The organism is Jiella marina (assembly GCF_024359545.1).
In the GTDB taxonomy this organism is placed as follows: domain Bacteria; phylum Pseudomonadota; class Alphaproteobacteria; order Rhizobiales; family Rhizobiaceae; genus Jiella.
Window position 1 is genome coordinate 223,524 of sequence record NZ_JAKQZG010000008.1, and the last position, 20,584, is coordinate 244,107.

The 20,584-nt window shown below is 62.6% G+C and carries 18 protein-coding genes; 11 read left to right on the forward strand and 7 right to left on the reverse strand.

Features of this window, described 5'->3' with window-relative positions; genetic code table 11:
• Positions 1-335 precede the first annotated feature (335 nt).
• The 9 genes from MF134_RS15240 (at position 336) to MF134_RS15280 (ending at position 10,351) form a co-directional block, all read left to right on the forward strand.
• Complete coding sequence (locus tag MF134_RS15240; protein ID WP_255340314.1) at positions 336-527, forward strand: hypothetical protein; 192 nt, start codon at positions 336-338, stop codon at positions 525-527.
• Positions 517-1,611 carry an acyl-CoA dehydrogenase family protein gene (locus MF134_RS15245; protein ID WP_255340315.1) on the forward strand — a complete coding sequence of 365 codons (1,095 nt, stop codon included), beginning with the start codon at positions 517-519 and terminating at the stop codon, positions 1,609-1,611. Before MF134_RS15240 ends, MF134_RS15245 begins: the two co-directional genes overlap by 11 nt.
• The gene (locus MF134_RS15250) at positions 1,608-2,333 is read left to right on the forward strand and encodes a PIG-L deacetylase family protein (RefSeq protein WP_255340316.1); all 726 of its coding nucleotides are present in this window, start codon (positions 1,608-1,610) and stop codon (positions 2,331-2,333) included. Before MF134_RS15245 ends, MF134_RS15250 begins: the two co-directional genes overlap by 4 nt.
• On the forward strand, positions 2,321-2,929 hold the full coding sequence (locus MF134_RS15255; RefSeq protein ID WP_255340317.1) for a class I SAM-dependent methyltransferase: 609 nt from the start codon (positions 2,321-2,323) through the stop codon (positions 2,927-2,929). Before MF134_RS15250 ends, MF134_RS15255 begins: the two co-directional genes overlap by 13 nt.
• A gap of 207 nt (positions 2,930-3,136) precedes the next feature.
• Positions 3,137-4,393 (forward strand): aspartate kinase, encoded by a 1,257-nt coding sequence (locus MF134_RS15260; RefSeq protein ID WP_255340318.1) that lies wholly within the window; start codon positions 3,137-3,139, stop codon positions 4,391-4,393.
• Positions 4,394-4,675: 282 nt separating this feature from the next.
• The gene (ptsP, locus tag MF134_RS15265) at positions 4,676-6,949 is read left to right on the forward strand and encodes a phosphoenolpyruvate--protein phosphotransferase (RefSeq protein ID WP_369695429.1); all 2,274 of its coding nucleotides are present in this window, start codon (positions 4,676-4,678) and stop codon (positions 6,947-6,949) included.
• Positions 6,950-7,043: 94 nt separating this feature from the next.
• Positions 7,044-8,123 (forward strand): peptide chain release factor 1, encoded by a 1,080-nt coding sequence (gene prfA / locus MF134_RS15270; protein WP_255340319.1) that lies wholly within the window; start codon positions 7,044-7,046, stop codon positions 8,121-8,123.
• Positions 8,065-9,021 carry a peptide chain release factor N(5)-glutamine methyltransferase gene (gene prmC / locus MF134_RS15275; RefSeq protein ID WP_255340320.1) on the forward strand — a complete coding sequence of 319 codons (957 nt, stop codon included), beginning with the start codon at positions 8,065-8,067 and terminating at the stop codon, positions 9,019-9,021. The genes prfA and prmC overlap by 59 nt, the downstream gene beginning before the upstream one ends.
• 367 nt (positions 9,022-9,388) lie before the next feature.
• A complete protein-coding gene (locus tag MF134_RS15280) occupies positions 9,389-10,351 on the forward strand; it encodes a DUF4167 domain-containing protein (protein WP_255340321.1) in 963 nt (320 codons plus the stop codon).
• A 74-nt stretch (positions 10,352-10,425) separates the two neighbouring features.
• Here MF134_RS15280 and MF134_RS15285 read toward each other — a convergent pair whose 3' ends face one another.
• From MF134_RS15285 to MF134_RS15310, 6 genes are all read right to left on the reverse strand, one after another.
• The gene (locus tag MF134_RS15285; RefSeq protein WP_255340322.1) at positions 10,426-10,899 is read right to left on the reverse strand and encodes a VOC family protein; all 474 of its coding nucleotides are present in this window, start codon (positions 10,897-10,899) and stop codon (positions 10,426-10,428) included.
• An 11-nt stretch (positions 10,900-10,910) separates the two neighbouring features.
• Positions 10,911-11,690 (reverse strand): VOC family protein, encoded by a 780-nt coding sequence (locus MF134_RS15290; RefSeq protein ID WP_255340323.1) that lies wholly within the window; start codon positions 11,688-11,690, stop codon positions 10,911-10,913.
• 35 nt (positions 11,691-11,725) lie between these two features.
• Complete coding sequence (locus MF134_RS15295; RefSeq protein WP_255340324.1) at positions 11,726-12,451, reverse strand: DUF1428 domain-containing protein; 726 nt, start codon at positions 12,449-12,451, stop codon at positions 11,726-11,728.
• 38 nt (positions 12,452-12,489) lie between these two features.
• Positions 12,490-13,146 carry a glutathione S-transferase family protein gene (locus MF134_RS15300; protein ID WP_255340325.1) on the reverse strand — a complete coding sequence of 219 codons (657 nt, stop codon included), beginning with the start codon at positions 13,144-13,146 and terminating at the stop codon, positions 12,490-12,492.
• Positions 13,147-13,154: 8 nt separating this feature from the next.
• Positions 13,155-13,766, reverse strand: a complete 612-nt coding sequence (locus tag MF134_RS15305; protein WP_255340326.1) for a dihydrofolate reductase family protein — start codon at positions 13,764-13,766, stop codon at positions 13,155-13,157.
• Positions 13,767-13,883: 117 nt separating this feature from the next.
• Entirely contained in the window at positions 13,884-14,558 is a 675-nt protein-coding gene (locus MF134_RS15310) for a glutathione S-transferase family protein (RefSeq protein ID WP_255340327.1), read from the reverse strand.
• Positions 14,559-14,605: 47 nt separating this feature from the next.
• Here MF134_RS15310 and MF134_RS15315 point away from each other — a divergent pair, with 47 nt between their 5' ends.
• Together MF134_RS15315 and clpB are read left to right on the forward strand one after the other, a co-directional pair.
• Positions 14,606-15,061, forward strand: coding sequence for a MarR family winged helix-turn-helix transcriptional regulator (locus tag MF134_RS15315; RefSeq protein ID WP_255340328.1), 456 nt, complete (start codon positions 14,606-14,608; stop codon positions 15,059-15,061).
• A gap of 205 nt (positions 15,062-15,266) precedes the next feature.
• Entirely contained in the window at positions 15,267-17,885 is a 2,619-nt protein-coding gene (gene clpB, locus MF134_RS15320; protein ID WP_255340329.1) for an ATP-dependent chaperone ClpB, read from the forward strand.
• Positions 17,886-18,052: 167 nt separating this feature from the next.
• On the opposite strand, the gene MF134_RS24065 is transcribed toward clpB, so the two are convergent.
• Positions 18,053-19,756, reverse strand: a complete 1,704-nt coding sequence (locus tag MF134_RS24065; RefSeq protein ID WP_255340330.1) for a formylglycine-generating enzyme family protein — start codon at positions 19,754-19,756, stop codon at positions 18,053-18,055.
• Between the last annotated feature and the right edge of the window lie 828 nt (positions 19,757-20,584).

Genomic DNA, 20,584 nt, shown 5'->3' on the forward strand with positions numbered 1-20,584 from the left:
ATCACACGGGCGCCAGTCTCGCCTTTCGCGCCGTCGCCTACGATCGTGTCGGCGGCATGGAGGCTTTGCCGACGCGCGAGGATATCGCTTTCGTGTCGAAGCTGCGCGCGGCGGGCTTTCGCTTGCGCCATGATCCGGACGTCAAGGTGACGGTTTCGGCGCGGACGGCTGGGCGGGCCCTCGGCGGTATGGCCGATTGCCTGAAACAATGGGTCGATATGGCCAATGCGGATCTGCCGCATCTCGTCGAGTCGCCGAAGCTCGTTATCGCTCGCGCGCGGCTGCGGTCCTGGCTGCGAAGTGCGAATTTCGCAGGGATGGCGGACGGGCAAGCCTTGGCAAGTCTTCTCGGCCTTCCGGCGGCCGAATGGTGCCGACGCAGGCAGGATGGCAGTTTCCGCCACTGGCTGATCGAGCGCTACGCTCCGGAGGAGCCGGATGCCCCCGCTACCATGCCCGTCGCAGAGGCGATTGGTGAAATGACGGCCCATCTCTCGCTCTACGAAGGTCTCGGCCATGCTGCATGATCGCATCCGCATGGAACGTTCGGACGAGACATGGTGGCTGGCGAACCTGTCCAGCCAGGTCGAAACACGGGCAGCTCTCGGAGCCCGTGAGGACTTCCCCCAGGCTGCCTTCGATTTTCTGCGCGAGACCGGCGTCTGCGCGGCACCGCCCATCGGAACGGGGCAGGGGCTTTCGCTTCTCCGCCTGCTCGCTGCCGTGGGGCGGGGTGATCTCGGGGTCGGACGCCTGTTCGAAGGGCATGTGAACGCGCTCGATCTCGTCAGGCGCTTCGGGTCCTCCGAAGTCCGGCGAAAGGTGGAGACGGAGGCGGGAGAGGGGGCTCTCTTCGGCGTCTGGAATACCGACGAGCCGGGTGATCCTTTGCTGCTGGAGGCCGGCTGGCTGAAAGGGAGGAAGAACTTCGCTTCGGGGGTCGACGGGCTGTCCTATGCGATCGTGACGGTTCCGCTGGCGGCGGGCCGCCAGATGGTTCTCGCGCCGCTCGACAAGGCCGAGATCGACCGATCCTGGTGGAAGCCCTTGGGGATGAAGTCATCCGGCAGTCATGTAGTCGGCTTTTCGAACGTCGCTCCCGACGAGCTTGCTCTCCTCGGCAAGCCCGACGACTATATCCGCGAACCCTGGTTCAGCGGCGGTGCCATCCGCTTTGCGGCCGTTCACGTCGGCGGCATGGAGGCGGTGATGCAGGCGACGGTCGATCATCTGCGCCGGACGGGCCGCGCGGACAATCCCTATCAGCTTCACCGGATCGGGCGCATGGGACTTGCCGTGCGGTCCTGCAGGCTCTGGCTCGACCGCGCAGCCGAGGCCTGGGATGCGGCGGAAGCGACGGGCGGTGCGCCCGCCGAAGCGGCCCCTCTGCGCGCGGTCGCCAACGGCTTTCGCAGCGTCGTCGAGCAATCCGCGATGGCCGTTCTCGAGGAAGCCGAACGGGCAGTGGGAGCGGCCGGCTTCAACGCACCCCACCGGCTGGAACGGCTCATCCCCGATCTCAGGACCTATCTCAGGCAGCCCAATCCCGACGGCGCCCTATCGGCTTTTGCGCAGGCCGTGTTGCAAGGCGATTTCGAGGTCGGCCGATGAGTCATGCGCCAAAGGCTGTCGATCCCGAAAGCATTGCCGCGAGCCGCATCCTCGTCGTGGCGCCGCATCCTGACGACGAAACGTTGGGCTGCGGCGGATTGATGGCGGCGCTCGCAGCGAAGGGGCGGTGGTTTCACACGCTCTTCGTCACCGATGGCGGGGCGTCGCACCGGGCGTCGCCAAGCTGGCCGCGTGCGCGTCTGGCCGCCCAAAGGCAGGCGGAGGCGACGGAGGCGCTTGCCCGGCTCGGTCTCGCCGACCATCCGCGCACTTTCCTGGGGTTGCCGGATGCCGGCATGCCGCCGGCTGGGTCGGTTGGCTGGGAGCAATCGATGGCACGTGTGCGGCGCCTGCTCGCCGATTTCCAGCCGGATTTGGTGCTGCTGCCCTGGCGCCGCGATCCCCATCGCGACCATCGCGATTCCTGGCTTCTGGTCAGCGCGGCCTGCGAGGCGGAAAGCTTGCGGGTCGACTCGCTCGAATATGCGATCTGGCTCGACGAACTCGGGTCGGAGGAAGACCAGCCGCAGCCGGGAGAGATGGCACCGGTCACCTTCGACATCTCCGCCGGCATTGCAGCCAAACGGCACGCCATCGCGGCGCATCGATCGCAGACCACCGGGCTGATCGACGACGACCCGGCCGGTTTCCGATTGACCGACGAGACGATTGCAAGGCTCACCGGGCCAACCGAGAAGTTCCTGCGCCCATGCGGCAGGTGATCGGTGTCGACGGGTTCGAAGCCCTGTTTCGCGCGGCCCCCGATCCTTGGGGATACAGGGATTCGCCCTTCGAGCGCCATAAACGCGGCGTGCTCCTGCGCGGATGCGGCGGCAGGATTCACGGCCGCGTCCTGGAACTCGCCTGCGCCAATGGCGAGACGACCGCGGCCCTTTCCCGATTGGCCCTTCGGCTCGTCGCGCAGGACGCTTCGCCCACCGCTCTCGCGCTCGCGCGAAAACGGAATGCCGGCCAAGCACGAATCCGTTTTCGGGACGGCATCCTGCCGGGCGACATGCCGCGTGGGCCGTTTGACATGATCGTCGCCTCGGAGATCCTCTACTATCTCCCGCCGCGCGACCTCGATCTGTGTCTTGGCGCCATCGAAGCCGCGCTTGCGCCCGGCGGCCGTCTTGTCTGCCTGCATCATGTCGTGGATTTCGACGATGCCGCGACCCGGCCCGTAGAGGCCGCCTGTCGGGTCGAGCGGCATTTCGCAGGACGCTGGCGGCGCGTCGCCCGTCATCGCGCGGCCCGCTACGTGATGAGTGCTCACGTCAAGCCGAGCCTTGCACAAGGACGAGCGTCGCGCCGATGAGTTGCCATCCGGACCGCAACCGGCACGGCATACGTCCGGAAGGACGGGCGGTTGGTGCACCGGCGCCACGGCCGGAGATTGCGCCTTGTCGCCGCATCGGCTAGGGAACGCGCGCCAATGGCAGGCGGTCTCCGCCTTACCACATCCCGAATCGACGTCACGACGTGCCGGCAAGGCGCGTGAGCCCGAGTTGAACGACCGTATCCCATGGCCCGTCTCGTCCTGAAATTCGGCGGAACGTCCGTCGGCGACATTGACCGCATCCGCAATGTCGCCCGGCACGTGAAACGCGAGGTCGATGCCGGCCACGACGTTGCCGTCGTCGTCTCCGCCATGGCCGGCAAGACCAACGAACTGGTCGGCTGGTGCCGGAACGCTTCGCCGATCCACGACGCTCGCGAATACGACGCCGTCGTCGCCTCCGGCGAACAGGTGACGGCCGGCCTTCTGGCGATCACCCTGCAGGCCATGGGCGTCAACGCCCGCTCCTGGCAGGGCTGGCAGATCCCGATCCGCACCGACGGTTCCCACGGCGCCGCCCGCATCCAGGCGATCGAGGCCGACGATATCGTCCGCCGCTTCGACGAGGAGAAGCAGGTCGCGGTCGTCGCCGGCTTCCAGGGCATAGCGCCGGACAACCGCATCGCGACGCTCGGGCGCGGCGGCTCCGACACATCGGCCGTGGCGATGGCGGCGGCGATCGGCGCTGACCGCTGCGACATCTATACCGATGTCGACGGCGTCTACACGACCGATCCGCGCATCGAACCCAAGGCGCGGCGCATGTCCAAGATCTCCTTCGAGGAGATGCTGGAAATGGCGTCGCTCGGCGCCAAGGTGCTGCAGGTGCGCTCGGTGGAACTCGCCATGGTGCACAAGGTGCGCACCTTCGTGCGCTCCTCTTTCGAAGATCCGGATGCCCCCGGCATGGGCGATTTCGAAAATCCGCCGGGCACGCTCATTTGCGACGAGGACGAAATCGTGGAACAGCAGGTCGTCACAGGTATCGCCTATTCCCGCGACGAGGCGCAGATTTCCCTGCGCCGGGTAGAGGATCGGCCGGGCGTCGCCGGAGCGATCTTCGGGCCGCTCGCCGATGCGGGCGTCAATGTCGACATGATCGTGCAGAACATTTCCGAATCGGGCGATGCCACCGACATGACCTTCACCGTGCCGTCCGGTGACCTCGGCAAGGCGACGGCGCTCTTGGAAAAGGCCAAGGGCGAGATGCGCTACGACGCGCTCCAGAGCTCGCAGGGTCTCACCAAGGTCTCGGTGATCGGCATCGGCATGCGCAGCCACACCGGTGTCGCCGCGACGGCCTTCAAGGCGCTGGCGGCCCGCGGCATCAACATTCGCGCGATCACCACCTCCGAGATCAAGATCTCGATCCTGATCGACGGCGATTACACCGAGCTCGCCGTGCGCGCGCTCCATTCGGTCTACGGTCTCGACAAGGCCTGATTTCGGGCGCGGCACACCAGCATGCACCGGGCGAAAATGTCGTCCGTTCGATCAAGGGTCTGGCAGCCAGACCCGGCCGGCTGGCGGGCGCTCGGCCGATCGGCAGGAAACTTGCTTGGCTCTTCCGGCAAGACATGAAACGGCGCAGTCGACACGAGGTCTGTCGATCAACCGCAAGTCGAAATCGCATGCCCGGCCAGGGATATGGGTTGGGTCTCATGCGATTTTTGTGATCAAATGGTGATGGGGCTCGACGCGATCGGGGCTTTCGGCGGAAGACGGATGGCAGCGTTGAACAGGAGCGATACCTCAGGTCCGCGCGTTCTGATGCGCCGTATCCGGGAGCTCATGATCGAGCCCCTGGAGGCGCAGGCGCGTCTCGACCAGATCGTCAAGCTGATCGCCAAGCACATGGAGACCGAGGTCTGCTCACTTTATGTGCTGCGCGCCGACGGGGTGCTTGAGCTCTATGCCACTGAGGGTCTGAACCCGGGTTCGGTGCACCTGGCGCAACTGCGGCTGGGCGAGGGTCTGGTCGGCACGATCGCCGCGACCGCGCGCTCCCTCAATCTTTCCGAGGCGCGCAATCATCCGGCCTTCACCTATCTCCCGGAGACCGGCGAGGAGGTCTACAACACCTTCCTTGGCGTGCCGGTGCTGCGGGCCGGACGGACACTCGGCGTCCTCGTCGTGCAGAACAAGGCCGCGGGTCGCATCTATCCCGAGGAGGAATCGGAGGCGCTCGAGACCGTCGCCATGGTGATCGCCGAAATGATCGCCGCCGGCGGGCTCGAAGGGTCGTCTCGGCCGGGGGTCACTCTCGATCTGACCCGTCCCGTCAGCTACAATGGCACGCCGCTTTCGGACGGCATCGGCATCGGCCGGGTCATCCTGCACGAGCCGCGGGTCGTCGTCTCCAGCCTGTTCAACGAGGACCCCGAGACCGAGGTCTCCCGTCTCGGCCAGGCCCTGACCATCCTGCGGGCCTCGATCGAGGATATGCTCGCGCGCCGCGAAGTCGCCGACGAGGGCGAGCATCGCGCCGTGCTCGAGACCTACCGAAAGTTCGCCCAGGATCGCGGCTGGGTGCGCCGGCTCGAAGAGGCGGTGCGCAACGGCCTGACCGCCGAGGCAGCCGTGGAAAAGGTGCAGTCGGACATGCGCGCGCGCATGATGCACCTGTCCGATCCCTATATCCGCGAGCGGCTGCACGATTTCGACGACCTCGCCAATCGGCTCCTGCGCCAGCTCATTGGTCAGGAGGGCATCGGTCAGGACGTGGAAGACGCGGTGGTCGTCGCGCGCAATATGGGCGCGGCGGAGCTCCTCGACTATCACCGTGGCCAGATCTGCGGTCTTGTTCTGGAGGAAGGCGCGGCGACCAGCCATGTGGTGATTGTCGCCCGCGCGCTGGGCATCCCCGTCGCTGGCCAGGCCAAGGGCGTCGTTTCCATGGCCGAGAACGGCGACGCGATCATCGTCGACGGCGAGAGCGGCGACGTCCATCTGCGCCCGGCGCAGGAGGTGCGCGACCTCTTTGCCGACAAGCTCCGCTTCCGCGCCGAGCGCAAGGAGCGCTATCGCTCGCTGCGCGACGTGCCGAGCCTATCGCGGGACAATGTGGCGATCAGCCTGCAGATGAATGCGGGCCTGCTCGTCGATCTGCCACAGCTTGTCGAATCCGGCGCGGAGGGGATCGGCCTGTTCCGCACCGAACTGCAGTTCATGGTGGCCTCCACCATGCCGCGCGCCCGGGATCAGGAACGGCTCTACACGGCGGTGCTCGATGCTGCCGGCGAGAAGCCGGTCACCTTCCGCACGCTCGATGTCGGGGGCGACAAGATCCTTCCCTATCTGGGCCACACGGTGGAGGAGAATCCGGCGCTCGGCTACCGCGCCATGCGGTTGGCGCTCGACCGGCCGGGCCTCTTGCGGACCCAGCTTCGCGCACTTCTCAAGGCGGCGGCAGGCCGCGAAACCCGCATCATGTTTCCGATGATCACTGATCTTTCCGAGGTCCGGCAGGCGAAAGATCTGATCCAGCGTGAGCTCGAACGGCTGTCGCGTTTCGGCTACGAGACGCCGAGCCGACTCAAGATCGGAGCGATGATCGAGGTCCCGGCGCTGCTCTATCAGCTCGATCCGTTGATGGAGATGCTGGACTTCGTCTCGATCGGCTCCAACGATCTCTTTCAGTTCTTCTTCGCCGTCGATCGCGGGAACGCCAATGTGGCAAATCGCTACGACGACCTCTCCGTGCCCTTCCTGAAGGCGCTGCGCGACGTGGTGCGAGCCGGGGAACGGCACAACGTGCCGGTTGCACTCTGCGGCGAGATGGCCGGCCGGCCACTGGCTGCCATGGCACTGATCGGGCTCGGGTTTCGCCGGATCTCGATGGCGCCGCCTTCGATCGGACCGATCAAGGCCATGCTGGTCGCCCTTGATGTCGGGGCTCTTTCTGAGGAATTGACGGCGCTTCTCGATTCCGGCGAGGGGGCCGGATCGGTGGGACCGTTCCTGAGAGATTTTGCGACGCGCCACGCGATCCCATATTAGTGCCGGCATGGCTGCCTTCCGACCGTCGCGACTCGTCGCCCGGGATGGCCGATTCCTGCCGCAATGATCCCAATCGCTTTTCGAACCGGAACACATGGCGACTCTGCCGAACACGACATTGAACGAAATTCTCGGACGCTACGCCTATCTCGAAAGCGAGATGGCGAAAGGGCCGGATCATGAAGTCTATGCCAAGCTCGCGGCCGAGTATTCCTCGCTCGAGGAGGTGGTCGAGGCGATCGGCGCCTATCGCCGGGCAGAGGAGGAACTGAAAGGCTCGCGCGCTTTGCTGCACGACCCTTCCGCCGACCGTGAACTCCGCGACCTGGCAGAAGTCGAGATCGAGAGCCTGAAGGAGAATCTCGAGGAACTGACCCAGCGCATCCGGTTACTGCTATTGCCGAAGGACGCTGCCGACGAGAAGGGCGCGATCCTCGAAATCCGCGCCGGCACCGGCGGCTCGGAGGCGGGCCTCTTCGCTGGCGATCTGTTCCGCATGTATCAGCGCTATGCCGATCTCAACCGCTGGAAGGTCGAGGTCCTGTCGGCGAGCGACGGCGAAGTCGGCGGCTTCAAGGAAGTGATCGCCTCGATCAAAGGGTCGGGCGTCTTCTCGCGCCTCAAATTCGAGTCCGGCGTGCATCGCGTGCAGCGCGTGCCCGAAACCGAATCCGGTGGCCGCATCCACACCTCGGCGGCGACGGTCGCGGTTCTTCCCGAAGCCGAGGACATCGACATCGACATCCGGCCCGAGGACATCCGCATCGACACGATGCGCGCGTCGGGTGCGGGCGGCCAGCACGTGAACACCACCGATTCGGCGGTGCGCGTGACCCACCTGCCGACAGGAATCGTCGTGACTTCCTCGGAAAAGTCGCAGCACCAGAACCGCGCGCGCGCCATGCAGGTCCTGAAGGCGCGCCTCTTCGACATGGAGCGTCAGAAGGCCGACGAGGAACGCTCCGCCGCGCGCAAGAACCAGGTGGGATCGGGCGACCGCTCCGAGCGCATCCGGACCTATAATTTTCCGCAGGGGCGCGTGACGGATCATCGGATCAATCTCACGCTCTACAAGCTCGACCGGGTGATCGAAGGGGAGATCGACGAGTTGGTTGATGCGCTGGTCGCTGATCGCCAGGCCCGCCAACTCGCCGCAGTTGGTGCTGACGGGTGAGCACGGGGTGGGTTTTGCCGCCATGCAAGCTGAAGAACCGCGCGCCCTGACAGTGGGGGAGTACCTGCGCCATGCGAGCGGGGCAATTCGAGAGGCAGGCTTCGCCACGCCGGACCTGGATGCCAGGCTGCTCCTTGCCGAAGTGCTCGGAGAGGAGCCCCGCGCGGTCCATCGCGGCAGTGGGACGATCGTCGAACCGGTGGCGGCGGGACGCTTCGAGGGTTTCCTCGCGCGCCGGCTCGCGGGCGAGCCGGTTCACCGAATTCTGGGGCGGCGCAGCTTCTACGACCATGAATTTCAGCTTTCCCCGGAAACGCTGGAGCCGCGGCCGGATACGGAAATCCTCGTCGAAGTGGCAAGGCCGCTCGTCGCCGATACGATCGCGCGGCAGGGCACCTGCCTTCTCGCCGACATCGGAACCGGCACGGGCGCAATCGCGATTTCCTTGCTCGCGATGTTTCCCGAGGCCCGTGCCCTGGCAATCGATCTGTCGCCCGGCGCCCTCGCGACGGCGCAGCGCAACGCGCTCACGGCAGGCGTCGCGGCGCGCATGGTCCCGGTCGCGGGCGACTATCTGGCAGCGATCGGCGGTCCGCTCGACATAATCCTGTCGAACCCGCCCTATATCCCCTCCGCCGACATTGCAGATCTGGACGCGGACGTGCGCAATTTCGATCCGCGGCTGGCGCTCGACGGCGGCGCAGACGGGCTCGAGGCCTATCGCGCAATCGCAGCCAGTGCGGGGAACGCCCTGAAGCGCGGCGGGTCTTGCGTACTGGAAATCGGCCAGGGTCAGGCGCCAGCGATTGCTGCGATCTTCGCCGATCGCGGGCTTCGTCTGGAAGCTCAGACGCCGGATCTCGCGGGGATCATCCGGGTTCTCCACTTCGCCCACTGAGCTAGCCTGCGCGGGGCTGAAGCTTTCGACACACCGGCAACATGGCCGGGAGATTTCGGAATGATCGGGAGAAAAGGCTTGTAGCGCCGGGGTTTCCCCATTATTGTCCAGAGTGTACGGAGAAATCGAGGGGGACATCCTTAAGACGGCGCAGCCGAAGGATGCTCGAGATGGCCGAATGGCTGTCCGTTAGACTGGTGGATCGCAACGCCAGACAAACCGACTTTATAACATCGTGATCGCCGCCCGTCCTTGAAGACCAGGGCCGCATCAGAGGAGCAATTCGCGCGCTCCCTTTGCTGAAGATCGAATTTTCAGCCCACAACAAGACAGGAAGAGCATGAGGCCAGGACAACAGAAGAACCGTATGCGCGGTCGTGGGCGCAAGGGTCCGAATCCGCTTTCCCGCAATTACGAGTCGAACGGCCCCGATGTGAAGATTCGCGGTTCGGCGCAGCATGTGGCCGAGAAATATTCGATGCTGGCGCGCGATGCCGCCGCATCCGGCGATCGGGTCATGGCCGAGAACTATCTCCAGCACGCCGAGCACTACAACCGCATCATCGCCGCAGCGCAGGCGCAGTTCCAGCAGCCGCGCGACGACCGCGACCAGCGCTCGAACGACGATGACGACGACGACGACAGCGTCGACAACAACACCAGCTATCGCGATCACCAGAACGAGCGCCGTTCGCGCGATGGTGACGGTCAGCGAAACCGCGACGACAATCAGCGGCGTCGCGACCGTGACAATCGCGATAACCGTGACAACCGCAACGGCCGCGATCATGACGGGCGCGAGGACCGGCAGCAGCCGGCCGGCACCGGGCCGCAGCCGGTCGTCGGCCAGTCCGACCGCGATGACAGTGGGTCCCGGGACGGCGCTTCGCAGGACAACCGGCCGAAGTCGCGCCGCGGTGCCGACAAGGACGAGGCTTCGCAAGCGACGGGCGAGGCGGCCAACGAAGAGAATGTCGGCGTTTCGGCTGCTGAGGCCGTCGAAGAGACCGCGAGCCGCGCCAAGCGCCGCACGCGCACCCGCCGTCCGCGCCTGAGCGACAAGATGGATGAGCAGGCAAGCGAGACGTCCGCAGAGAGCGTCGAAGCGCAAGCGGATTCTACTGGCGAAGAGGCCAAGTCTTCCGAAAAGGAAGCTGCGCCCCGCACGAGACGCCGGAAGAAGAGCGACGAAACTGCGGAGACCGGCGAGGAGAAGCCGAAGCCGGCGAAGAAGCGCGCCACGCGCTCGACCAAGAAGAAGACCGACGATTCCGAGGATGGCGAAGGCCAGGGCGAAATGCCCGATTTCCTCATGGCCTCGAACGGCTGAACCAGCCCGAGCCGTGTTAATGAAGAAGGGCGCCGCGTCTCGATCGCGGCGCCCTTTTTCGTGTCCTTCGCCGGTCAGCCTGCGGCGGCGGCCTCGATAGCGGCAATGTCGATCTTCTTCATCTCGATCATTGCCGCCATCACGCGCTTGGCTTTTTCGCGGTCGGGATCGGCGAGGAGCTTGTTCAGGATCGTCGGGATGATTTGCCAGGAAAGGCCGTAGCGGTCCTTCGCCCAGCCGCATTGCTCGCTTTCCGGATGGGCGGAGAGGCTCGTCCAGTAGCGGTCGACCTCTGCTTGGGTTTCGCAGGCGATCGAGAGCGAGATTGCCTCGTTGAAGGCGTGATAGGGGCCGCCGTTCAGGGCCTGGAAGCGGCGGCCGAAGAGGGTGAAGGCGACGATGAGGACGTCGCCTTCCTTGCCTCCCGGATAGTCGATCGTCGAGTGGGTGATCGTGTCGATCGAGGAATCGGGAAAGAGGCCGACATAGAATCCGGCCGCCTCCTCGGCTTTGCCGTCAAACCAGAGACAGGTCGCGAGCGTCTCCATGCGCCGTTTCCTCAGCTCCTGCGCGGGCCGACGAGGCCGAAGCGGGCGCCTTGCGGATCCTGGCAGACGATCGTGTACGACCCGCCGGGGATCTCGCTCGGGCCATAAAGCGCTTTCCCTCCGGCCGCTTGCAGCCGCTTGTGGGCGGCGTCGATGTCGTCGACCGAGAAATAGACCTGCCAGCCCGACCCACCGCCGGGCGGCGTTTTCATCACCGCGCCGATCCGTTCCTCGCCCGCGAACCAGAATTTGTAGTCGCCGAGATCGCCCATGGGCATGGCGCCGTCCTGCTTCAGGCCGAGAAGATCGCTATAGAAGCCGACCGCCGCCTCCTGATCGGGCGTCGTCAGCTCGTTCCAGACGACATGGCCGGGAGGGGCCTTCATGCCATCCATGAAGGCCTGGCTCGGTTCGTCCGAGAGAGCGCGCATCACATAGAAGACGCAGCCTTGCGGATCGGCCAGGAAGGAAAAGCGTCCGACCTCGGGAATGTCCATCGGCGGCATATGGACCGCGGCCCCGAGGCCGGTCGCCTTTTCGGTCGCCGAATCCACGTTGTTGACGCCGAAGTAGATCGCCCAGAGCGGCGGCATCGGCGCGCCGTCGGGCATTTTCATGATGCCGCCGACCATCGCCTCCCCGGCCGAGCAGATGCGGTAGTCGATGCCGGGCGGGCCCATCTCGGGCTTGGCGATCGTCCAGCCGACCACCTTGGCGTAGAACTCCTGGGCCGCATCCTGATCGGTGGTCAGGAGTTCGTACCAGATCGGCATGCCATGCGGATGGGCCATGTTCGGCCTCCTGGGTTTGAGGGATGAGGTGGTATTCACACGCCCGGTGCGGTCGGAAGGATGGCAAATCCTCCGAAAATCATGCGTTTGCCATCGAAGGGCATCTCCTGGGGCATCGCCTTCACGCGATCGTCTTCCATGAAGCCTTTCATGCCCCTGTCGCGGCTCGCCTTGTCGGGCCACTCGAGAAAGGCGAAGACGACGCCTTCGTCGTCCTTTGCATGCGCAGCGCGCCAGAAATCGGTGACCTCGCCATGAGGGACATCCGCGCCCCAGGTCTCCACCTGACGGATCGCCCCATGATCGCGGAAGATCGGCCAACTCTTGATCGCCATCTCCCGATAGGCCTCGCGTTTGTCGTTCGGGACGGGGATGATGAAGCCGTCCACATAGGTGGAAGCGCCCGCTATGCTCTCATCCAGCAAAGGCTCGAAACTGCCGAAGATCATGCGCTTGCCATCAAACGGCATGTCGCCGATCGCCTGCATGCGCGGATCGGTCATGATCTTCTGAACCGCCGCGTCGCATGCCGCTCTGTCGGAATATTCCATCCAGCCGAAGCAGACGGTCTCCGCCGCCGTCGCCTGAACCGCCATCTTGAAGTCGTTGATCTTGCCGTCGGGCACGTCGTCGCCCCAGGCATCCACCACCCGCGAGGCGCCGAACTCCCTCATTAGAGCCGTCGTTTTCGTCGAATGTTCGATGAAGGCCGCGCGGTTTGCAGTGGGCACAGGTATGACAAAGCCATGAAAGTAAGCCATGCGTCGTTCCTCCTATGAGGGGTATTTGCAGGAGCCGTTCAGTCCCTGTCAGGGGCGCCGAGCGGGAAATACGTGCGATAGGGCCGTGCTTCCTCGATGCATCGGGCGAAAGCCGGCCGGCGATTGAGGCGTTCGCGATAGGCGGAGACGGCCGGGAAGCGGTCGCCGAGGGCGTGCGTCCAGTCGGCATAGAAGAGCTGCGGGCCGGCCGAGCAGTCGGCGAGCGAGAAATCGTCTCCCGCCACCCATTCGCGGCCCCGCATGCGCCGGTCGAGATGGGCATAGGCCAGATCCAGTAGCGCGCGGGCACGCTCGACGCCGAGCGGGTCGCGCTCCCTCTCAGGCCGCAGGGCATCCTCGACAAACTTCTGCTGGGGAGTCGCGATGTAGTTGTCGAAGAAGCGATCCCAAAAGCGCACGTCGAGGGCGAGATCGGGATCTGCCGGCAGGAAGCGGACGGGCCCCGGATGGTGGCGATCCAGATGCTCGATGATGACTGAGGCCTCCATCAGCGGCTTGTCGCGATCAAGCAGCATCGGAAACTTGGCGATCGGCCAGATCGCCCGCAATTCCTCCATCGCCGACGGCTCGTCCGGCGAGAGCATGCGATAGGTGAAGGGCGTGTCGTTCTCGTACAGCGCGATCAGCACCTTTTGGCAGTAGGACGAAAACGGGTGGGCAAAGAGCTGCAGCATGACGAGGCTCAGCCTTCGTCGGGAAGGGCAAAGGAGCCGGTCCCGACCTCGCCCGAAGGCTCGAAGACGGCAATGGTGACGCCGTTATCGGAGACCCGGTGATCGATCATCCGGAAGGCTGCGGGCGCCGTGCCCGGAAGCGCGCGCTTGCCCGTCCCCAGGATGATCGGGAAGGTAATCAGGTACAGCCGATCGATCAGGCCGGCTTCCATGAGGCCGGGGTAGAGTGTGCTGGAGCCTTGCACGACGAGATCGGGGCCGTCAGTTTGCTTCAGCGCCGCGATCGCATCGAAATCGGCGAACTTGTAGGAATTCTCCCATTCGAGCGGTGCGTCGGACGTGGTCATCACGTATTTGGCTGCCGCGTTAAAGGAGTCTGCGAACGCGTCGCCGGAGATCTTCGGCCAGTGGCTGGCGAAGATGTCGTAGGTCTTGCGGCCGAGCAGCAGATCGAAGGGTGGCGTGAAGATCGCGTCGATGAAGGCGCCGGTGGTCTCGCTGAAAAACGGCACGACCCAGCCGCCAAAGGCAAAGCCGCCGCTCTCGTCTTCATTCGGTCCGCCTGGCGCCTGGACGACGCCGTCCAGGGACTGGAACAATCCGGCCGTGATCTTTCGCATGCTGTCTGATCCCTGTTCGAGAGCGCGCAGATCGCTCGATCTCCGGCCCTTCAGCCACATGCGGTGCGTTTGCGGTTCTGGCCCGAAACGGTCCCGGCGCTGCGATTGTCGCCGAGTTTATGCCGCGCTCCCATAGCGCTCCGCGTTTTCCTGGAATGGCTCAAGCTGATCGGCGAGCGCCTTTTGAAAGCCTGGCCGGCATTCGCAGCGCGCAATGTATCGCGCGAGCCTTGGAAAGCGTTCGAAGAGGCCTGTGTCGTGGGCCGGCCGGAGGACAGCCGCCGTCATGAGATCGGCGGCGGAGAAATCGCCCACCAGATAGTCGGCTTCGCCGAGCGCGGCGTCGAGACGTTCAAGGCGCTTTTCGAAGCGCTCGATCGTCTCCGGCTTGAGCCGTGCAGCGGCTTCCTTGTCCCTTGCGAAGAGTTCGAGCCAGGCGAGCGTCATGAAAGGCGGCTCGACGCTGTTCAGAGCGGCGAAGAACCAGGACATCACCCGCCGGCGGGCAGTCAGGTCTTTCGGCAGGAGCGTTTCGCTCGCCTCGGCGATCGTCCAGACGATGGCACCGGACTCGAACATGGTCTCGCCGTCCATCTCCATGACGGGGATCTGGCCGAAGGGTTGCCGCGCGAGATGCGGGCCCTGGATTTTCTCCTCATGGGTGACGAGTTGGGTCTCGTAAGGCAGGCCGGCTTCCTCCAGCGCCCAGCGCACCCGGAGGTCGCGAACGTGACCCTGCGCGAAATTCGGCACCCAATCATAGGCAAACACGACAATCCGGGCATCGCGCATGAGGGGCCTCCCTTGACTTGAAACGTTGATATCAACATAATTAGTCCATGTCAAATGCCGATTCGTCGCCGAAAATTCCCTACGAAACGACGCTCCGTGTTCGCGATCATTGTCTCTGCCTGCATGCCCAGCGCGCTGCCCGCGCCATCGCCCGGCGCTTTGACGAGGCGTTCCGGCCGCTGGACCTGAAATCCGGCCAGTTTTCGCTTCTGATGTCGCTCAACCGGCCGGCGCCGCCGACGCTCGGATCCGTGGCGACGCTCCTCGGCATGGACCGCACGACGCTGACGGCGAACCTCAAGCCGCTGGAGCGGCGCGGGCTGGTGACGGTGGAGCCCGACCCGGAGGACAAGCGTGCCCGGCGCCTGGCGCTGACCGAGGCAGGGCGCGATTTGCTGGTCGATGCGGTGCCCCTGTGGGAATGGACGCAGGCCGAGATCGAGAAGGCCCTCGGGATGAGCGAAGCCGACCGCCTGCGCGAGGATCTGAACGCCGTTCTGTGAAGATCGGCGGCCGTTTGGCGGTACGGGGTTCTGTGGATTCAAGGGCGTAACATTTTTGCAACAATATCTGCTTTGGGCCTCTTCCGCCGCGCGCAATTCGATCCCATATCCTGTCTGGGCGGCTTGCCGAATGCGGGAGCCGGACTCCAGGAAGAGCGTGATGTGCCTCCGGAAGGGCGTCGCGTATGAAAGGAGATTGAGAGCGATGAATCTCGAAAAATATACCGAACGCGTGCGCGGCTTCATCCAGGCGGCGCAGACCGCGGCCGTTTCCAGCGACCACCAGCAATTTTCGCCGGAGCATATCCTCAAAGTCCTGATCGATGACGAGGAAGGCTTGGCCGCGGGCCTGATCGAGAAGGCCGGCGGACGGCCGCAGGAAGTGCGCCTTGCCGTCGAAGCGGCCCTGAAGGCGATGCCGAAGGTTTCCGGCGGCGGCCAGCTCTATATGGCGCAGCCGCTGATGAAGGTGTTCGCAACGGCCGAGGAAATCGCCAAGAAGGCCGGCGACAGTTATGTCAGCGTCGAGCGGCTGCTGCTGGCGCTTGCCATCGAAAAGAGCGCCAAGACCGCCGACATGCTGAAGAAGGCCGGCGTGACGCCGAACGGCCTGAACGATGCGATCAACGATCTACGCAAGGGCCGCACCGCCGACACGGCCTCGGCCGAATCCGGTTATGACGCGCTCAAGAAATATGCCCGCGACCTGACGGCGGCGGCGCGCGAAGGCAAGCTGGACCCGGTGATTGGTCGCGACGACGAGATCCGCCGCACCGTGCAGGTTCTCTCCCGGCGCACCAAGAACAACCCGGTGCTGATCGGCGAGCCCGGCGTCGGCAAGACGGCGATCGCTGAAGGGCTGGCGCTGAGGATCGTCAATGGCGACGTGCCGGAGTCCCTGCGCGACAAGCAACTCATGGCGCTCGACATGGGCGCGCTGATCGCCGGCGCGAAATATCGCGGCGAGTTCGAGGAGCGACTGAAGGCGGTCCTGTCCGAGATCTCGGCGGCGGCCGGTGGCGTCATTCTGTTCATCGACGAGATGCATACGCTGGTCGGGGCGGGCAAGGCGGATGGCGCGATGGACGCCTCCAACCTGCTCAAGCCTGCCTTGGCGCGGGGCGAGCTCCACTGTATCGGTGCGACGACCCTCGACGAGTATCGCAAGCATGTCGAGAAGGACGCGGCGCTCGCCCGGCGTTTCCAGCCGGTTTTCGTCTCCGAGCCGACGGTCGAGGACACGATCTCGATCCTGCGCGGGCTGAAGGAGAAATACGAGCAGCACCACCAGGTGCGGATATCGGACTCCGCGCTCGTGGCGGCGGCGCAGCTCTCGAACCGCTACATCACCGACCGGTTTTTGCCGGACAAGGCGATCGACCTCGTGGACGAGGGCGCGGCGCGCCTGCGCATGCAGGTGGATTCCAAGCCCGAGGCGCTGGACGAGCTGGATCGCAAGATCATGCAGCTCAAGATCGAGCGCGAGGCTTTGAAGAAGGAGAGCGACGACGCTTCGAAGGACCGGCTGGAACGGCTCGAAGCCGATCTCGCCAATCTGGAGGAGGAATCCGACCGGATCACCGCGGCATGGCAGGCCGAGAAATCCAAGCTCGGCCAGGCCGCGGACCTGAAGCGCCAGCTCGACGAGGCCCGCAACGAACTCGCCAGCGCCCAGCGGCGCGGCGAATTCCAGCGGGCCGGCGAACTCGCCTATGGCGAGATCCCCAAGCTCGAGGCGGCGCTGCAGGAGGCCGAGGCCAATGACGGCGCCAAGGGCGGCGCGATGGTCGAAGAGACCGTGACGGCCGACCATGTCGCCCAGGTGGTTTCGCGCTGGACCGGCATTCCGGTCGACCGGATGCTGGAAGGCGAACGCGACAAGCTTCTGCGCATGGAAGATGCGCTCGCCAAGCGCGTCGTCGGTCAGGGCGAGGCGGTGCAGGCTGTCTCGAAGGCCGTGCGGCGCGCGCGTGCCGGCCTGCAGGACCCGAACCGGCCGATCGGCTCGTTCATGTTCTTGGGCCCGACGGGCGTCGGCAAGACCGAGCTCACCAAGGCGCTCGCCCGCTTCCTCTTCGACGACGAGGCGGCGATGGTCCGACTCGACATGTCGGAGTTCATGGAGAAGCATTCGGTCGCAAGGCTGATCGGCGCGCCTCCGGGTTATGTCGGTTACGAGGAGGGCGGCGCGCTCACCGAAGCGGTGCGGCGCCGGCCCTATCAGGTCGTGCTGTTCGACGAGATCGAGAAGGCGCATCCGGACGTCTTCAACGTCCTTCTGCAGGTGCTCGACGACGGGCGGCTGACGGACGGGCAGGGACGCACGGTCGACTTTAGGAATACGCTGATCATCATGACCTCGAATCTCGGCTCCGAGTTCCTGGTCTCGCTCGGCGAGGACGAGGATGCGAGCGTGGCCCGAGACCGCGTGATGGACGTGGTGAAGGCCTCGTTCAGGCCGGAATTCCTCAACCGCGTCGACGACGTCATCCTGTTCCACAGGCTGCATCGCTCGGAGATGGGGGCGATCGTGAAGATCCAGATGGGCCGTCTCGAAAAGCTGCTCGAGGATCGCAAGATCACCCTCGAACTCGACGACAGCGCCCGCGAATGGCTCGCCCAGAAGGGCTACGACCCCGCCTATGGCGCGCGGCCCCTCAAACGCGTCATCCAGCGCGAGGTCCAGGACCCGCTCGCCGAGAAGATCCTGATGGGCGAGGTCAAGGACGAGTCGACGGTGAAGATCTCCGGCGGCACCGACCGGCTGATCTTCCACGTGGTCGGGTCCAAGGCGAATGCGGACGGTGATCGCGTGGCGGCGTAAGGCGCGTCGCAGCCTGAGGTCATCACACCGCGCGGCCCCAAGAGGGGCCGCGGTCACTCACATCGACTATCTATAAAATGTTAGTAAAATACTCGCTCACGCTTCTTGGAAGCTAAGACAGAGATCCAGTTTTTGCAATGTGACGACTTAAAATAATGCACCCAAATCTAGGATGTAACTATGGGAGCCACCTCTGCACCTGACGCTTCCGACTTCAATAGGCGAAACCCGCCGCCGGAGTGTCGAGTATGAGGAAACATTACGTTTCTTGTTGCGCACCTCAGACACCAATCAAAATAGTAGTATGCACCACCTCGGACAACACGTCTTACTTTTGAGTGAGCAAGCAAATTCTCTCGCCCGTCGTTCCACTTATAAGGATAGCAAAATTCGGGACGGCGCCCTGACTCTCCCCAAAGGCTACGAGTCCACTCCCAAACATTTCCGGCCATGTCCTTGAAGCCAAATAGACTGTCTCCGTCAGGACTAAAGCTACCGACAGCACAAACTTTATCGCCTGAATTGTCACGGAAATTGCAGAGAGGACGGAACTCGTTCCCCCAAGGGTAGATCCTTCCCTGCCGTCCACGTGCAGCGATCTCCCATTCCGCTTCTGAGGGCAACATTATTTTACTATCCGGTTCGATTAGACCGTGTACCTTTGCGCCGCGATCGACCCAATCAGCAAAACGACACGCATCAAAAAAGTTAACGTATCTTTTGGGGTGATCTAGATCTTCAGTGGAAAAGTTGAAACTCCCTGAATAACTTGTTGCGCGTTGAAATATTAGCCATTCACGAACCGTAATATGATAGGCGGAGAGTGCAAAGCTTTTGTGGGAAACAGTATGCTCTGGAACTTCCTGAGACAGCGCATATTCATCTCTTTCTGGATTCGATCCAAGGACAGCGGTGCCTGCTGGAACAGAGATCATTCTGTCAATAAGCGCCCTAACGTACTTCTCCGGAGCAGTCGGAACGTCCTTTGAACTTATAACAGAATAATTCTCCTTTTTTCTCCCAAGAAGACGTGTTGATCGTGTTGCAATCGGAAAGCGGCTTGATACTTTTAAGAGTTCAACAAGAGAAGCCGCATCGTCAATTTGTTCGGGTTTATCAATCGCACCCCAGATAGATTGAAGGCCATCTTCAAAAGAGCCAGAATTTTCTGATTGCAGATTTTCAATTTCCTCGCCGGATATTGGGCTCCCTTCCGGAAAAAACGGCGAGAGACGCTCCTCCAGGCATCGAGTATTTCCCAGCACATCAAAGAGGGTCCTATCCTCCCTTCTCGAACGGTTTACGCGGACTTCTATTGCTCTAAGAAGCTCTGAAAATGAAAAAAGTGGCATATGGCGGATAGCGGCACCAAAGTATTTTGCAAATGCGCTGGACAGAGGGTCGCTGCCAGTTGAAGTCGGTCGTAAAAAGTCTCTTGCAGATCTACAGACGAGAACCGAGTTTGATAAGGAAATTTCTTTAAAGACTGCTGCGGAGCCTGGCAGATCAATAAAAATTATGGAGCAACCTTTTGATGCGGCGTCGATTTTTTTTATTAGAGACTTCAGCTCCAGTACGCTCCCATCGGCCAGCGGGATAGATGCGGTAGTGCTGTTATCACACAGCAGATGACTTGCGTAGATGTAAATTAGTACATCATCATGTTGCAATGCGGGAAATAGCTTATCAGCAATATGATTCCTGGTAGCCGCCGAGCGAAAATCAATAAGGCCATTTCGGAAGGGAGTCTTTGCATGACCCTTGTAAAGGGTCCAGGCATCGGAAAAAGCTCTTGTTATTTCCTGTCGTGTTCTCCGTTCGTGTCGTCGGCGACCGTCTTCGTTCGCAAGCCAGAAAAGTAACGGAAGCACGATCAGGATCTCGGCTCGCGAAAATTAACATATCGTTTTCCATTGTTGTATAAATCAGATAATGTATTAACTATTACAAAACTAACAATTACGGATATCAGACTGGGATCGAAATCTGTTATTAGCAACTGAGCAGACCACCCTATAGTCTCAAAATTCAAGGCGTAATACACCAATAGTGTGATGAGAGTCACGACCTGGCTCAGCCCTACACGTCTATCAATGTCGGACGGCTTATTCCGAATTTTTAGTGCACATAACGATATGATGTACCATATTAAGTCGGATAAAAAAATAATATAACAATAGGGAAAAATTTTGAAATATCAGCGATGAAAAATGTTGCGTATCCGAGAAGTATAGCTTGATGCAGTATTACTATAGAGTCGAATATGATTTCGAAGGGATCATTGTCTTGATCGCTATTAAAGTGCGCGACGTTCCCAAAAAAAAATCTCAATATTAGAACTATCGAGAAAACGAAGGCGACCCATGTTTCCGGTGATGTGGTAAATGGAAGCGGATGATCCGGTTCGGCGATTCTGATCACGGCGAATTCCCGAACGGAGTTTGTGATGGCTAATACCGTAAGATATCCGTATATCAATTTTACAGCTTCGCGAAAAGGGCCTGCCTTCACCGTCATCCATCGCTCCCTTAGGACATCTGCACCTCAAATATGCGTCCTTATACACATAAGACATCGGCTCCGCACAATCGTCAATTGAAGTCTAGCCACATGTTACGACGGCGGGAGTGCCTGTACGCCCTATCCGCAGCGAGAGCAAGTACGCAAAATATCCATCATAGGTGTCAGAAGTTCCGTAT